This is a genomic window from Curtobacterium sp. Curtsp57, assembly GCF_047324335.1.
Taxonomy (GTDB): Bacteria; Actinomycetota; Actinomycetes; order Actinomycetales; family Microbacteriaceae; genus Curtobacterium.
In genome coordinates this window covers 3,121,617-3,136,467 of the sequence record NZ_CP168511.1, presented here as the reverse complement: position 1 = coordinate 3,136,467, position 14,851 = coordinate 3,121,617, and the positions used below count along the sequence as shown (strand labels likewise).

The window sequence follows — 14,851 nt, the reverse complement described above, 5'->3', positions numbered from 1 at the left end:
GGTGGTTCAGTTGGCGCGGTCGCGGCGGGCCGCGATGCGGCTCGGGAGTGACCAGATGTCGATGAAGCCCTTCGCCTGCTCCTGGTCGAAGGTGTCGCCCGTGGCGTTCGTCGCGAGCTCGAAGTCGTAGAGACTCTGCTCGGAGCGGCGCCCCGTGACCGTCGCACGGCCACCGTGGAGCTGCAGTCGGACGTCCCCGGACACGTGCTGCTGGGAGTGGTCGATGAACGCGTCGAGACCACGTTTGAGGCCTCCGAACCAGAGCCCGTCGTAGACCAGCTCGGCCCAGTCGGCCTCGACCCTGCGCTTGTAGCGGGCGACGTCGCGCTCGAGGGTGAGGCTCTCGAGTTCCTCGTGCGCGGCGATGAGTGCGATCGCCGCAGGGGCCTCGTACACCTCGCGCGACTTGATGCCCACGAGGCGGTCCTCGAGGACGTCGATGCGACCGACGCCGTGCCGGCCGGCCAGGGCGTTCAGTTCCTGGACGATGCGCAGCACGCTGAAGCGCTGACCGTCGATGGCGACCGGGACGCCCCGCTCGAACGTGATCGTGACCTCGTCCGGGGTGCGCGGGAGGGTCGGGTCCTGCGTGGAGGCGTAGAGGTCCTCGGTCGGGGCGGTCCACGGGTCCTCGAGGGAAGCGGCCTCCACCGCGCGTCCCCACACGTTCTGGTCGACCGAGTCGCCCCGGTGCCGGATCGGGAGACCGTGCGCTTCGGCGTAGGCGATCGCCTCGTCCTTGGTCAGCGCGAGGTCACGGACCGGGGCGATCGACGTCAGCTCGGGAGCGATCGCGGCCACTGCTGCCTCGAAGCGGACCTGGTCGTTGCCCTTCCCGGAGCACCCGTGCGCGACGGTGTCCGCGCCGAGCTGCTTCGCCGTGGCCGCGAGGTGCTTCGCGATGAGCGGGCGGCTCAGGGCGGAGACCAGTGGGTACCGCTTCTGGTAGAGCGCGTTCGCCTTGATCGCGGGCACGACGTACTCGTCGGCGAATTCGTCCTTCGCGTCGATGACGACCGCCTCCACCGCGCCGCAGTCCAGGGCGCGCTGGCGGACCGTCTGCAGGTCGTCGCCGCCCTGACCGACGTCGACCGTCAGCGCCACGACGTCCTTGCCGGTGGCCTCGCGCAGCCAGCCGATGCCGACGGACGTGTCGAGTCCGCCGGAGTAGGCCAGGACGACGCGGTCTGCCACGGGTGCTCCTAGGCGCCCGTGTTCGCGGCGAGGAGCCAGGCGAGGAGGGCCTTCTGGGCGTGCAGGCGGTTCTCCGCCTCGTCCCAGATGATGCTGCGCGGACCGTCGATCACGTCGGCGGTGACCTCGTACCCACGGTCGGCCGGCAGGCAGTGCATGAACACGGCGTCGTCCGCGGCGTGCGCCATCATCGCGTCGTCGACGCGGTACCCGTTGAAGGTGTCGAGCCGCTGCTGCTTCTCGTCCTCCTTGCCCATCGACACCCAGGTGTCCGTCACGACGACGTCCGCACCGGCCACGGCGGCGACCGGGTCCGTCACCACGAGCACCGATCCACCGGTCTCGGCAGCCCGGCGTTCGGCGTCCGACACGACGTCGACGGCCGGCGAGAACGCAGCAGGGGAACCGACACGGACGTGCATGCCCGCGGTGGCTCCGGCGAGCAGGTACGACTGCGCCATGTTGCTCGCGCCGTCGCCGACGAAGGCGACCGTCTGTCCGGCGAGTGCACCGCGGTGTTCACGGATCGTCAGGAGGTCGGCGAGCAGCTGGCACGGGTGGAAGTCGTCGGACAGGGCGTTGACGACGGGGACCGTGGTGCCTTCCGCCATCTCCTCGAGTCCGGCCTGCCCGTACGTGCGCCAGACGATGGCCGACACCATGCGCTCGAGCACACGGGCCGTGTCGGACGGGGTCTCCTTGCCGCCGAGCTGGCTGTTCGCCGTCGAGATGATGAGCGGGCTGCCGCCCAGGTCGCTGATCCCGACGTGGAAGGACACCCGGGTGCGCGTCGACGACTTGTCGAAGATCACGGCGACGCTCTGCGGGCCCGCGAGCGGCTTCGCGCCCCAGCGGTCGCGCTTCATCCCGACCGCGAGGTCGAGGATGGCGGACTGCTCGGCCTGCGAGAGGTCGTCGTCGCGGAGGAAGTGGCGGGTCATGCGGAGGTCTCCTGGTCGGCGCCCTCGACGGCCGCCATGCTCTGGGCGAGGATCGACAGGAACTCGTCGATCTCCGCGTCGGACACGATGAGCGGCGGCGCGATGCGCAGGCTCGCCTCGTTGGGGGCGTTCACGATGAGACCCCGCTCGAGGGCGGCAGCCGAGATGGCCGCCGCGACGGGGCGGTGCAGCCCGACCCCGATGAGCAGGCCGCGCCCGCGGATCTCCTCGACCAGCGGCGAGGCGATCGCGGCGATGCCCGCACGGATCCGCTCCCCCTTGACCAGGGCGGCGTCGACGAGGCCGGCGTCCTCGATCTCGCCGAGGACCGCGTTCGCGACACGGGTCCCGAGCGGGTTGCCGCCGAACGTCGAGCCGTGCTGCCCGGCGGAGAAGAGCTCAGAGGCGCGACCGAAGGTCACGAGCGCCCCGATCGGGAACCCGCCAGCGATGCCCTTCGCGATCGTGATGGCATCGGGGACGACCCCGAGGTGCTGGAACGCGAACCACGACCCCGTCCGGCCGACACCGGTCTGGATCTCGTCGAGGATGAGCAGCGCGCCGTGCTCCTCGGTCAAGCGACGAGCGGCGGCGAGGAACCCGTCGGGCAGGTCGACGACGCCGGCCTCGCCCTTGATCGGCTCGAGGATGAGCGCCGCGACGGTGTCGTCGATCGCGTGCTCGAGCGCCTCGATCGTGGTGTCGACGTGGTCGACCCCCGGGATCATCGGCAGGAAGTCCTCTTGCAGTGCGGGCTTGCCGGTGAGTGCGAGCGCGCCCATCGTGCGGCCGTGGAAGCCCTGCTTGAGCGCGAGGATCCGGGTCTTCCGACCATCAGCACCCTTGTTCAGCCGGGCGAGCTTGAACGCGGCCTCGTTCGCCTCGGCACCGGAGTTGCCGAAGTACACGCGGCCCGCGTCGCCTGCGCCGGTGATGCGCTTCAGCCGCTCGGCGAGTTCGAGCTGCGGGGGCGTCGCGAAGTAGTTCGACACGTGCACGAGCTTGGCGGCCTGGTCGGCGATCGCCTCGACGAGGACGGGGTGCGCGTGCCCGAGGGAGTTCACCGCGATGCCGGCGAGGAAGTCGAGGTACTCCTTGCCGTCGACGTCCCACACGCGGCAGCCCTGCCCGCGCTCGAGCATGACCTTCGGCGGGGTCAGGGATCGCATCAGCGACGCCCCGAACCGGTCGTTCCAGGTCTCGGTCTGCGTCTCGGTGTTCACCGTGCGGGTCCCTTCGTGTTCGTGCCGTGCGTGGTGTCGTGCGTGACCGCCGGGCCGCGTCGGCCGATCTCGGCGTGGGTGTTCTGGTTCTCGGTGCGCCGGCTCGGGTCCGGGATCACCTCGGTGCCCGCGCCACGGAGCGTGAAGACCTCGAGGAGGATCGAGTGCGGGATCCGGCCGTCGATGATCGTCGCGCCGCCGACCCCGCCGACCACGGCGTCCAGGCACGCGGTCATCTTCGGGATCATTCCCGACTCGAGCGTCGGGAGCAGTTCGCGGAGTTCCTCGACCGCGATGAGGTCGATGATCGAGTCCCGGTCCGGCCAGTTGCGGTACAGACCAGGGACGTCGGTCAGCATCATGAGCTTCGACGCCCCGAGTGCGATCGCGAGCGCCGCGGCGGCCGCGTCGGCGTTCACGTTGAGCGCCTGGTCGGGGTGGGCGTCGTCGATCGCGATGCTCGACACGACGGGGATCTGGTTCGCACGGATCGCGGCGAGCACCCCGGACGGGTCGACGTGCGTGATGTCGCCGACGTGGCCGAGGTCGAAGTGCTCGCCGTCCACGACGACGCCCTTCTTCTCGCCCGTGAACAGCGATCCGCCGTCGCCGAACACGCCGACGCCGATGCCGTCGCCGTGTTCGTTCATCAGGTCGACGATCTCGCGGTTGACCTCGCCGGCGAGGACGTCACGGACGACGGTGATCGCCTCGGTCGTCGTCACGCGGTAGCCGCCTCGGAACTCGGACTGGATGCCCTGTTCCTTCAGCGCTGCGGAGATCTGCGGGCCGCCGCCGTGGACGACGACGGGGTGCAGCCCGGCGTACCGGAGGTAGACCATGTCCTCGGCGAACGCGCGCTTGAGGTCGGCGTTCACCATCGCGTTGCCGCCGAACTTGACGACGACGATCTTGCCCGAGAACCGCTTGAGCCACGGCAGGGACTCGATGAGGGTCGCGGCCTTGACGGTCGCGAGCTCGTGCTCTTCTTCCTTCGAGAGGTTGCTGTCGTCGGCCATCAGCTGGAGTACGCGCTGTTCTCGTGGACGTAGTCGTGCGTCAGGTCGTTCGTCAGGATGGTCGCCGCGAACGGCCCCACCCCGAGGTCGATGAGCACGTCGGTGTCACGCGGGGTGAGGTCGACCTCGTCGCTCGGGCGGTCGGGAGCGCCGGCGTGGCAGACCCGGACGCCGTTCATCGAGACGTCGACCGCGTACGGGTCGAACTCGGCGTCGGTGGTGCCGATGGCCGCGAGTACCCGGCCCCAGTTGGGGTCGTTGCCGAACACCGCGGCCTTGAAGAGGTTGTTCCGGGCGACGCTCCGGCCGACCGTGACGGCGTCGTCCTCGCTGGCGGCACCGACCACGTGGATCGCGATGTCGTGGCTCGCGCCCTCGGCGTCCTGCTGGAGCTGGCGGGCCAGGTCGGCACAGACGACGGTCAGGGCCTCCTGGAAGTCGCCCACCTCGGGTGTCACACCGGACGCGCCGGAGGACATCAGCACGACGGTGTCGTTCGTCGACATGCAGCCGTCGGAGTCGACGCGGTCGAACGTGACGCGGGTGGCTGCCCGGAGGGCCCGGTCGAGTTCGTCGGAGGTGAGGAGCGCGTCGGTCGTGATCACGACGAGCATCGTCGCGAGCCCCGGCGCGAGCATGCCTGCGCCCTTGGCCATGCCACCGACGGTCCAGCCGTCCTCGGAGACCGACGCCTGCTTGGCCCGGGTGTCCGTCGTCATGATCGCGGCGGCGGCGTCGGGGCCGCCGGTCTCCGACAGGGCGTCCGTGGTGAGTGCGACGCCGTGCAGGACGTGGTCGCGGAACGTCTGGTCGCCGCGGCCGATCAGCCCGGTCGAGCAGACGACGACGTCGCCGGCTCCGATGCCGAGTGACTCGCCGACCGCTTCTGCGGTCATGTGGGTGGTCTGGAACCCGAACGGTCCGGTGAAGCAGTTCGCGCCGCCGGAGTTGAGGAAGACCGCCTTCGCGATGCCGTCGCCGACGACCTGGCGCGACCAGATCACCGGATGGGCCTGTGCGCGGTTGCTGGTGAACACCGCGGCGACGGCCGATTCCGGACCGTCGTTCACGACGAGTGCCACGTCCGGCGTTCCGCTCGCCTTGAGTCCGGCGGTCGCGCCGGCGGCGCGGAAGCCGGCAGCAGCGGTCACGCCCTGCAGGTCCGACCCGGCTCGGAGGCTCGGTTCGGCCTGGCCCTGCTTGCTTGCGTCCGTCACGGTGCGACTCCGTCCACGCTGAGGCCGAGTGTCTCCGGCAGGCCGAGGGCGATGTTCGCCGACTGCACCGCGGCGCCGCCGGTCCCCTTGGCGAGGTTGTCGAGGGCGCTGACCGCGACGACACGGCCGACGGCTTCGTCGACGGCGATGCCGACGAGCGCGGTGTTCGCACCGATGGTGTCCGCGACCCGCGGGAACTCGCCATCCGGCAGCAGGTGCACGAACGGCTCGTCTGCGTACGCCTGCTCCCAGGCGAGGCGGACGTCACGTGCGGTGACGCCGGGCGCGAGCTTGGCGGTCGTCGTCGCGAGGATGCCACGGGACATCGGCACGAGGACCGGCGTGAACGAGATGGTCACGTCCGAGGCCCCTGCCGCGCGCAGGTTCTGCTGGATCTCCGGGATGTGCCGGTGCTTCCCGCCGACGGCGTACGCGCTGGCAGAGCCCATGATCTCCGACGCGAGGTAGGTCGTCGCGAGCTTCTTGCCTGCCCCCGACGGCCCGACGCTGAGCACGGCGACGATGTCGTCCGCCTGGACGAGACCGGCCTGGACGCCCGGCTGGATGCCGAGCGTGACCGCGGTGACGTTGCATCCGGGAACGGCGATCCGCTTGGTGTTCGCGAGCTCGACCCGCTGCCGACCCTGCGCGACGATGTCGTCGACGTCGCGCCACTCCTCCGCCGACCCCGGCTTCGGCGCTGCGTGCAGGAGTTCCGGCAGCCCGTAGGTCCACGCGCCGAAGTAGTCGCCGCCGTAGAACGCCTCCCAGGCCGCCGGGTCCGTCAGCCGGTGATCGGCGCCGCAGTCGACGACGAGCGTGTCCGCGTCGAGCTCCGCCGTGATCGCGCCGGACTGTCCGTGCGGCAGCGCCAGGAACACCACGTCGTGGCCGCGGAGGTTCTCCGCCGTCGTCTCGACCAGCGTCAGGTGCGACAGCGAACGGAGGTGCGGCTGCGTCGCGATGAGCGGCTGTCCGGCGTTCGAGAACGCCGTCACCGTCCTGACGTCGAACTCGGGATGTGCGGAGAGGATGCGCAGCAGCTCACCGCCCGCGTAGCCGCTGGCTCCCGCCACGGCGACGGATACGGACATGGGATTCCACCTTAGGTCGGACTGTTCGTCGAGAGATCGGAGGCGGCGGCCCCGGGCGGTGCTGGTCCCAGTGGGATCAGTCGCGCAGGGTCGCCCCGAATCGCTCGCCGGCACGTCGGACGGCGCCGTCACGGGCCTCAGAGGCCTCGGCAGCGGTCAGGGTGCGGTCCGTGGCACGGAAGCGCAGCGCGAACGTCAGGGACTTCTGTCCCTCGTCCACGCCGGAGCCCCGGTAGTCATCCACGAGGCGAGCATACTCCAACAGCTCTCCGGCACCAGTCCGGACGACGTCGAGCACATCGCCCGCCGGAACGTCGATGCCGACCACCAACGAGAGGTCCTGCGTCGCCGCCGGGTAGGTCACGATCGGTGCGACGGCGGGGATCTCGGGCACGGCTCCGACGAGTGCGTCGAGGTCGAGCTCGACGACCGCGACGACCCGGGGCAGGTCGGCAGCGGCGGTCAGCTCGGGCAGGAGCTCTCCCGCGACACCGACGACGACGTCACCGACGAGCAGCGACGCCGCACGGCCGGGGTGCAGCGACGGGTGCGTGGTCTGCGCGACCGTGAGCTCGGTGCCTGCTGCCCACGCCGCGGTGCGTGCGACGTCGAGGGCGTCCGCGATGCCGAACGGCTCCGGCTGCACGCCGGGCTGCTTGACGACGCGGTTCCCGGTGAGGAGCGCTGACACGTGGAACGGCTGCGCCGGCAGTGCGGCGTCGAGCGCACGGAGTGCCTCCGCGCCGGGGTGCGCGGCTCCGGCCGGGACCGCGGGGGTGCCGAGCTCGGCACCGTCGACCGGCAGGAACACGCGTGAGGTCTCGTACACGGCGACGTCGACGAGCCCGCGGGACACGTTGCGACGCGCGGCGTCGACGAGCGCGGGGAGACCGCTCCGGCGGAGGAGGCTCTGCTCGCTGTCGAGGGCGTTCGCGAGCGCGACGCTCGGTCCGCCGTCCGGGTCGATCCCCGGGTAGGCGGCGGTCGTCGCTGCCGACACGAACGGAGCCGTGACGACCTCGACGAGGCCGTCGGCAGCGAGCGCTGCGGCGACGCGACGGAGTGCCTTCTGGTGTGTCGTGAGGCCGCGTCCGGGCGGAGCGACGGGCAGGACGCTCGGGATGCGGTCGTAGCCGACGATGCGGGCGACCTCTTCCACCAGCGTGGTGTCGTCGGTGAGGTCCGGGCGCCAGGTGGGTGCCGTGACGACGAGTTGCTCGCCGTCGGCCTCCACCGAGGCGCCGATCGCACGCAGCGTGTCGATGACCTCGGCGTCCGTGTAGGGGACGCCGATGAGTTCCTCGGCGCGCGACAGCCGCATCGTGACGGCCGGGCGGGACACGTCGTCGACGAGCGTCGATCCGAGGGCGTCCGCCGTGCCGCCGGCGAGCTCGACGAGGAGCTCGACGGCACGGTTGGCAGCGGCTTCGGCGACGAGCGGGTCGACACCGCGCTCGAACCGCCGGGACGCCTCGCTCGGGAGCTTGTGCCGACGGGCGGTGCGTGCGATCGAGACCTGGTCGAAGCCGGCGGCCTCGATCAGGACGTCGGTGGTCGACGCCGTGATCTCGGTGCGGGCACCACCCATCACCCCGGCGAGGCCGACGGGGCCCTGGTCGTCGGTGATGACGAGGTCTTCCGGGTCGAGCTTCCTGGTGACGTCGTCGAGCGTGGTCAGGGTCTCCCCCGCGGCCGCACGACGGACGCCGAGCCCGCCGACGACCGTCGACAGGTCGTACCCGTGCAGCGGCTGGCCGAGCTCGAACATGACGTAGTTCGTGATGTCGACGGGCAGCGAGATCGAGCGCACACCGGCGAGGGCCAGTCGAGACACCATCCAGGCCGGTGTCGGTCGGGTGGCGTCGACGCCGCGGACCACCCGGGTAACGAACGTGCTCGCACCGACGCGGCCGCGGATCGGGGCGTCGTCGGCGATCGACACCGTGAAGCCCTCGCCGCTGCGGGGAGCGACGCGGTCGACGGGGTCGTGGAACGAGGCACCGGTGGCGTGCGCGTACTCCCGTGCGACACCGCGCATGCTCAGGGCGTACCCACGGTCCGGCGTCACGTTGATCTCGACGGCGGCGTCGTCCAGGCCGAGGAGCGCGATCGCGTCCTGTCCGACCTGCGGCTCCATCCCGAGGTCCGCGAAGCGCAGGATGCCGTCGTGCTCGTCGCCGAGTCCGAGCTCGCGCGCCGAGGCGATCATGCCGTCGGACACGTGGCCGTAGGTCTTGCGCGCGGCGATCGGGAACGGTCCGGGGAGCACGGCACCGGGGAGCGTGACGACGACGAGGTCGCCCACGTCGAAGTTGTGCGCGCCGCAGACGATGCCGCGGGGCTCGGACTCGCCGACGTCCACCTGGCACCAGTTGATGGTCTTGCCGTTCTTCTGCGGCTCCGGGACGCGCTCGAGCACCCGACCGACCACGACGGGCCCGGTCAGGTCGAACGTGTGGACCGCTTCTTCTTCGAAACCGACCGACACGAGCGCCGCGTGGACGTGCTCGAGGGTGACGTCCTCGGGGAGGTCGACCGACTCACCGAGCCAACGGAGTGGGACGCGCATCAGACCACCGTTCCGAACTGCTGCGAGAAGCGGAGGTCGCCCTCGAGGAAGTCACGCATGTCGTTCAGACCGTTGCGGAACTGCAGGGTCCGCTCGATGCCCATGCCGAACGCGAAGCCCTGGTACTCGTCGGGGTCGATGCCGGCGGAACGCAGGACGTTCGGGTTGACCATGCCGCAGCCGCCCCACTCGACCCACCGTGCGCCGCCCTTGGCGTTCGGCTGCCAGACGTCCATCTCGGCGGACGGCTCGGTGAACGGGAAGTAGTTCGGACGGAGACGGATCTGTGCCTCCGCGCCGAAGACCTGGCGCGCGAAGTGCTCCAGCGTGCCGCGCAGGTGCGCCATCGTCAGACCCTTGTCGATCGCGATGCCCTCGACCTGGGTGAACACCGGCAGGTGCGTCGCGTCGAGCTCGTCCGCGCGGTACACGCGCCCGGGAGCGATGACGTAGAGCGGCAGTTCGCGCGACAGCAGCGACCGCACCTGCACCGGCGAGGTGTGGGTGCGCATCACGAGGTGCCGGTCCACTGGTTCGACGAAGATCGTGTCGGCCATGGCGCGCGCGGGGTGGTCCTCGTCGAAGTTCAGCGCGTCGAAGTTGAACCACTCGTGCTCGAGCTCCGGGCCTTCTGCCACTTCCCACCCCATGCCGACGAAGATGTCAGCGACGGCTTCGTTCAGGAGCGAGAGCGGGTGGCGGGAGCCAGGCGTGCGGGTGGACGGCAGCGCGGTAACGTCGACGCGTTCGGCCTCGAGCCTGGCACGCTCCTCGGCTTCGGCGAGCACGGACTCCTGCTCGGCGACGGCGCCGTTCACGCGGCCCCGCGCCTGCCCGACGAGCTTGCCGGCCTGGGCCTTCTGCTCCGGCGGCACACTGCGCATCGAGGCGTTCATGCGCGCGAGCACGGACTGTTCGCCCGTGTGCTCGGCCCTGGCCTGCTTCAGTTCGGCGACCGTCGTCGCGGCGCGGACTGCGGCGAGGGCCGCGTCGACCGCGTCGGCGACCGCCGATTCGCTGATCTCGAGAGGTTCTGACACAGCAACCGATCCTACCGGCCTGTGGGATACCGCCGTTCTGTCCTGCACCGGCCGTGCACAGAGCGGCCCCCGGACCGGCTGTGGAGGACTAGGCGGTCCGGAGCGCGAACGCCGACTCGTACAGGCAGACCGACGCCGCGGTGGCGAGGTTCATCGACTCGGCCGCGCCGTAGATCGGGACCTTCACGGCCCGGTCGACCAGTGCCAGGTCCTCGGCGGTGAGGCCGCGGGCCTCGTTCCCGAAGACCCACGCGGTCGGCCCGTCGAGCAGCCCCTCCGCGCGGACCTGCGGGAGGTCGTCGCCCGAGACGTCGGCGGCCAGGATCGTGTACCCGAGCGCGCGAGCACGGGACACGGCGTCGACGAGCGACACGCCGACCGACACCGGCACGTGGAAGAGCGACCCCGTGGTGGACCGCACGACCTTGGGGTTGTAGGGGTCCACGCTCCGCCCGGTCAGGACGACCGCGTCGGCGCCGGCGGAGTCGGCGGCGCGGATGATCGTGCCGGCGTTGCCCGGGTCCCGGACCTCTTCGAGGATCGCGACCAGTCCCGGCAACGGACGGTTCGTGGCGGGGTCGACCCGAGCCTCCAGACCGGCCGCACCGGGGTCGGGGAAGACCTGCCGGACCGACGTCGGGAACTGCTGGCAGACCGCGACGACGCCCTGCGGGGTGACCGTGTCGGCCATCGCCGCGAGCACCTGCTCGGTGACGAACCAGGTGTCCACCGGCGCGTCGTGCAGGTCGTACCGCTCTGCTGCGGTCGGCGTGACGTAGAGCTCGCGGAGGAGCTCCGGCGCGTACTCGATCGCCTCGCGGACGGCCTGCGGCCCCTCGAGCAGGAACAGGCCCGTCTCGGCACGCTGGTCCTTCTTGGACAGGGCGGCGACGGCCTTGACGCGGCCGGCACGGGGGTTCTCGAGGAGATCAGTCACGCCACAAGTGTCGCAGCATGCACGAAGCCCCCGGTCCGCGGACGGAACGGGGGCTTCGGTGAGGGCAGTGACGACTACGCTGCGGCCTTCGGGGCCGAGGTGTCGGCCGGCAGGGCCTTCTTGGCCGTCTCGACGAGCGCGGCGAAGGTGTCGGCGTTGTTCACGGCGAGGTCGGCGAGGATGCGACGGTCGACCTCGACGCCGGCCAGGTTGAGACCCTGGATGAGGCGGTTGTAGGTCAGGCCGTTGGCGCGGGACGCAGCGTTGATGCGCTGGATCCAGAGGCGACGGAACTCGCCCTTCTTCGCGTGACGGTCGCGGTACGCGTAGACGAGGGAGTGGGTGACCTGCTCCTTGGCCTTGCGGTACAGACGCGAACGCTGGCCGCGGTAGCCCTCGGCGCGCTCGAGGACGACGCGACGCTTCTTGGCGGCGTTGACCGCTCTCTTTACTCGTGCCATTGCACTATTCCTTTACGATCCGGGGGCTCAGTGGCCGAGGAGCTTCTTGACGTTCTTCGCGTCGGCCTTCGAGAGGACCTGGTCCTCGTTGAGGCGAGCCTTGCGCTTGGCAGACTTGACCTCGAGGTTGTGACGCATACCGGCCTGCTGCTTCATGATCTTGCCGCTGCCGGTGACCTTGAAGCGCTTCTTCGACCCGGAGTGGGTCTTCTGCTTGGGCATGGTGGTGCCTTTCCGTGGGATGGATGGGGGGCCGCGCCATTGCGGGTGGGTCTGGAGGGCCCGCGTGGGCCCTGACCTATTCGGCCGGGGTCTCGGCGGGTGCCGTTTCCTTCGACTCGGCAGGTGCCGCGTCGTCCGGCTTCGCCTTCGAGGCGTGCTCCGACGCACGACGCTCGGCCTTCTCGGCCGCGCGCTTGGCGTTCTGCTCGCCCTTGACGTCGGACTTGTTCTTGAGCGGAGCGATGATCATCGTCATGTTCCGGCCGTCCTGCGTCGGACGCGATTCGACGACGCCGAACTCGGCGATCTCCTCGGCGAACTTCTGCAGGAGTCGGACACCCTGTTCCGGACGCGACTGCTCGCGACCACGGAAGAGGATCATCGCCTTCACCTTGTCGCCACCGAGGAGGAAGCCCTCGGCGCGCTTGCGCTTCGTCTCGTAGTCGTGCACGTCGATCTTCAGGCGGAAACGGACCTCTTTCAGGTCCGTGTTCACCTGGTTGCGACGGGCTTCCTTGGCCTTCTGAGCGGCCTCGTACTTGAACTTGCCGTAGTCCATGATCTTGGCCACGGGCGGCTTCGAGTTCGGCGCGACCTCGACCAGATCCAGCTCGGCTTCCTGCGCGAGGCGCAGTGCGACGGCGATGGGGACAACGCCGACCTGCTCGCCCTGGGGTCCGACAAGACGGACCTCGGGGACGCGGATTCGGTCGTTGGTACGGGGATCGGGAATGCGGAGCTCCTTCAATCAGTGATGGCCGTCCGGGGCGTTTGCCTGGACGACGGCACGAGAGGAGATCTGACGCACGGATCGGGACCCGTTCGGCAGCCGCCCGACTCCTGCACCACTGGACGCTGCCAGTCGTGCCGGACTGCCGAACGCTGGCGCTCGGCGGAGCGGTGGTGACCCGGTAGCCTGGTGGTTCGTGGCCGCGGGTGGGAGTGACTCCTCTTCGTGATGTTGTCCGCCGGTCCGGTCTGGTTCTCGCGAATCGTTCCGGGCACACGGACAGCATCTGCCGCGAAGAGTCTAACAGAGGAGCACCGTGACCGACACCCCGCCCAACATCCCCGTCGACGACGCCGACGACGCCGCCCGGGACATCTCGGAGGTACCGGCCGTCGAACTGATCAACACGGTGGCCGTGCACCTGCTGAGCGCCGCCGCCGTGAAGGTCGGACTGGCGGACGACCCGCAGGAGCAGACCGACCTCGACGAGGCGCGCAAGCTCATCACCGCCCTGGCCGGCCTGGTCACCGCGGCCGCCACCGAGATCGGCGACCACCACGCCCGCCCGCTGCGCGACGGGCTCCGCTCGGTGCAGCTCGCCTTCCGCGAGGCATCGGCCATCCCGGACGCGCCGGGCGCCGGTCCCGGCGAGAAGTACACGGGTCCCGTCAACTGACGACGTGACGGACGGGAGGCCCGTGGCGGCGTCGCCACGAGCCTCCCGTCCGTCGTGTGGTCCTGGTCAGTGCGCGGAGCGCGCGGCCAGGCGCGTCACGGCCGCCACCGGGATGCCGACCCAGGTCGGGCGGTTCCGCGCCTCGTAGACCACCTCGTAGACGGCCTTGTCGATCTCGAAGGCGTCGAGGACCTCGCGGTGTGCGCGGAGGTCGACGCCGATGCCCCGTTCGTAGCCGTCGAGGAACGCTGCGCGGGCCTCGTGCGCCCACGCCCCGGCGTCGACCGGGTCGTCGTCGTGCGCGAGGGCTCCGGCGACGTAGTCGAACGAGCGCAGCATGCCGGCGACGTCACGGAGTGGCACGTCCGGCAGCGAACGCTCGTGGAGCGGTCGGAGCGGCTCGCCCTCGAAGTCGAGGAACACCCATCCACGCGGCTCCGGCGCGGACAGCACCTGCCCGAGGTGCAGGTCCCCGTGGATCCGCTGGAGCGGCGGCCACGCGACGTCGGCGGCCCTCGCGTAGACCGCTCGGACGGCGTCGGCGTGTTCGGCGATCTCCGGCACCTCGGCGGCGGCGGCCTCGAGCCGGGCGTGCATGGTGTCGACCGCGGTCCGGATGCGGTCAGGGGTCGCGGGCTCGGTCGGCATCACGCCGGCGAGGGTCACGTGCACGTCGGCGAGCGCCGCGCCGAGCCGGTCAGCTCCTGCCGCGAAGGATTCGCCTCGGCGGGCGTCGTCGAGCGCCACCCGCCAGGCGTCGTCGAGGCCGGGGAGGAACTCCTGTGCGAAGGCCAGGTGGCCACTCGCCACACCGTCGGCGCGTCCGACGTCCGGCCACTCGCCGTGGAGGGCGCCGAAGACCTTCGGGACGCGTGACGAGCCCGCGGCCGAGAGTGCCTGCTGGGTCGTGACGTCGGGGTTGTCGCCGTGGTGCAGCACCCGGAAGACCTTCACGATGACGGTGCCGTTGTGCTCGGTCTCGCAGATGATCGAGGTGTTCGACTGCTCGCCGCGGAGGACCCGGGCGCTGCGGACGGGGCCGACCGGGGTGAGGGACTCGGCGCCGGCGTCGATCTGCGCGAGGAGCCAGCGGGCGTAGGCGGGGTCGTGGGGGCCGTCGTAGGTCGTGGTCGCGTCGGGGGCTGCGCCTGGCACGTCGGCGTCTCCGGCGCCTTCCGTGTCGATGCGCGCGTGCTCCAGACCGGCCACCCCGTGCGCGTGCTCCGTCGTGGGCACCTGGTACAGCACGGCCCCGGTCCGGGCGTCGTCGATCACGAACCGGGTCGTGATCTGCGCCCCGTCGGTGGTGTCGTCGGTCCGGGCGATCGTCCGGAGGTTCGGCGTCCCGCCCTTCGCGGCGTACCAACGTTGGCGGGCCATCCACTGTGCGACGTCGCTCATGCGTCAGGAGGCTACGCGAGCGCTCGGGGCGCCGTCCCAGGTCCTCCACAACGCGCGACTCCGACAGGGGTGTCCACATGATGCGGATGCCGGCGCACCGATGCCGGTCCGCGGACGACACTGGCGT

14 protein-coding genes are annotated in these 14,851 nt (G+C 70.8%); 1 reads left to right on the top strand and 13 read right to left on the bottom strand.

Annotated elements, in window-relative coordinates; genetic code table 11:
• Nucleotides 1-6: 6 nt before the first annotated feature.
• The 12 genes from ACEN9V_RS15160 to infC form a co-directional block, all read right to left on the bottom strand.
• Nucleotides 7-1,194, bottom strand: a complete 1,188-nt coding sequence (locus ACEN9V_RS15160; RefSeq protein ID WP_413600988.1) for an argininosuccinate synthase — start codon at nucleotides 1,192-1,194, stop codon at nucleotides 7-9.
• Between the two features lie 8 nt (nucleotides 1,195-1,202).
• On the bottom strand, nucleotides 1,203-2,135 hold the full coding sequence (gene argF, locus ACEN9V_RS15155; protein WP_281265748.1) for an ornithine carbamoyltransferase: 933 nt from the start codon (nucleotides 2,133-2,135) through the stop codon (nucleotides 1,203-1,205).
• On the bottom strand, nucleotides 2,132-3,358 hold the full coding sequence (locus ACEN9V_RS15150) for an acetylornithine transaminase (protein ID WP_413600987.1): 1,227 nt from the start codon (nucleotides 3,356-3,358) through the stop codon (nucleotides 2,132-2,134). The genes argF and ACEN9V_RS15150 overlap by 4 nt, the downstream gene beginning before the upstream one ends.
• The gene (argB, locus tag ACEN9V_RS15145; protein ID WP_413600986.1) at nucleotides 3,355-4,377 is read right to left on the bottom strand and encodes an acetylglutamate kinase; all 1,023 of its coding nucleotides are present in this window, start codon (nucleotides 4,375-4,377) and stop codon (nucleotides 3,355-3,357) included. The genes ACEN9V_RS15150 and argB overlap by 4 nt, the downstream gene beginning before the upstream one ends.
• Complete coding sequence (gene argJ, locus ACEN9V_RS15140) at nucleotides 4,377-5,537, bottom strand: bifunctional glutamate N-acetyltransferase/amino-acid acetyltransferase ArgJ (RefSeq protein ID WP_413603070.1); 1,161 nt, start codon at nucleotides 5,535-5,537, stop codon at nucleotides 4,377-4,379. Before argJ ends, argB begins: the two co-directional genes overlap by 1 nt.
• A gap of 53 nt (nucleotides 5,538-5,590) precedes the next feature.
• Entirely contained in the window at nucleotides 5,591-6,688 is a 1,098-nt protein-coding gene (locus ACEN9V_RS15135; protein WP_413600985.1) for an N-acetyl-gamma-glutamyl-phosphate reductase, read from the bottom strand.
• Nucleotides 6,689-6,764: 76 nt separating this feature from the next.
• Nucleotides 6,765-9,257 carry a phenylalanine--tRNA ligase subunit beta gene (pheT, locus tag ACEN9V_RS15130; protein ID WP_413600984.1) on the bottom strand — a complete coding sequence of 831 codons (2,493 nt, stop codon included), beginning with the start codon at nucleotides 9,255-9,257 and terminating at the stop codon, nucleotides 6,765-6,767.
• A complete protein-coding gene (gene pheS / locus ACEN9V_RS15125) occupies nucleotides 9,257-10,297 on the bottom strand; it encodes a phenylalanine--tRNA ligase subunit alpha (RefSeq protein ID WP_413600983.1) in 1,041 nt (346 codons plus the stop codon). The genes pheT and pheS overlap by 1 nt, the downstream gene beginning before the upstream one ends.
• 88 nt (nucleotides 10,298-10,385) lie before the next feature.
• Nucleotides 10,386-11,234, bottom strand: coding sequence for a TrmH family RNA methyltransferase (locus ACEN9V_RS15120; protein WP_413600982.1), 849 nt, complete (start codon nucleotides 11,232-11,234; stop codon nucleotides 10,386-10,388).
• A gap of 74 nt (nucleotides 11,235-11,308) precedes the next feature.
• On the bottom strand, nucleotides 11,309-11,695 hold the full coding sequence (gene rplT, locus ACEN9V_RS15115; protein ID WP_144759956.1) for a 50S ribosomal protein L20: 387 nt from the start codon (nucleotides 11,693-11,695) through the stop codon (nucleotides 11,309-11,311).
• Between the two features lie 27 nt (nucleotides 11,696-11,722).
• Nucleotides 11,723-11,917 carry a 50S ribosomal protein L35 gene (gene rpmI, locus ACEN9V_RS15110; protein ID WP_065961871.1) on the bottom strand — a complete coding sequence of 65 codons (195 nt, stop codon included), beginning with the start codon at nucleotides 11,915-11,917 and terminating at the stop codon, nucleotides 11,723-11,725.
• Nucleotides 11,918-11,993: 76 nt separating this feature from the next.
• Nucleotides 11,994-12,665: a translation initiation factor IF-3 gene (gene infC / locus ACEN9V_RS15105; protein ID WP_402727052.1), complete on the bottom strand. Its 672-nt coding sequence runs from the start codon at nucleotides 12,663-12,665 to the stop codon at nucleotides 11,994-11,996.
• Between the two features lie 298 nt (nucleotides 12,666-12,963).
• Here infC and ACEN9V_RS15100 point away from each other — a divergent pair, with 298 nt between their 5' ends.
• Complete coding sequence (locus ACEN9V_RS15100) at nucleotides 12,964-13,323, top strand: DUF1844 domain-containing protein (protein ID WP_281265756.1); 360 nt, start codon at nucleotides 12,964-12,966, stop codon at nucleotides 13,321-13,323.
• Between the two features lie 66 nt (nucleotides 13,324-13,389).
• On the opposite strand, the gene ACEN9V_RS15095 is transcribed toward ACEN9V_RS15100, so the two are convergent.
• Complete coding sequence (locus ACEN9V_RS15095) at nucleotides 13,390-14,724, bottom strand: maltokinase N-terminal cap-like domain-containing protein (protein ID WP_413600981.1); 1,335 nt, start codon at nucleotides 14,722-14,724, stop codon at nucleotides 13,390-13,392.
• Nucleotides 14,725-14,851 lie beyond the last annotated feature (127 nt).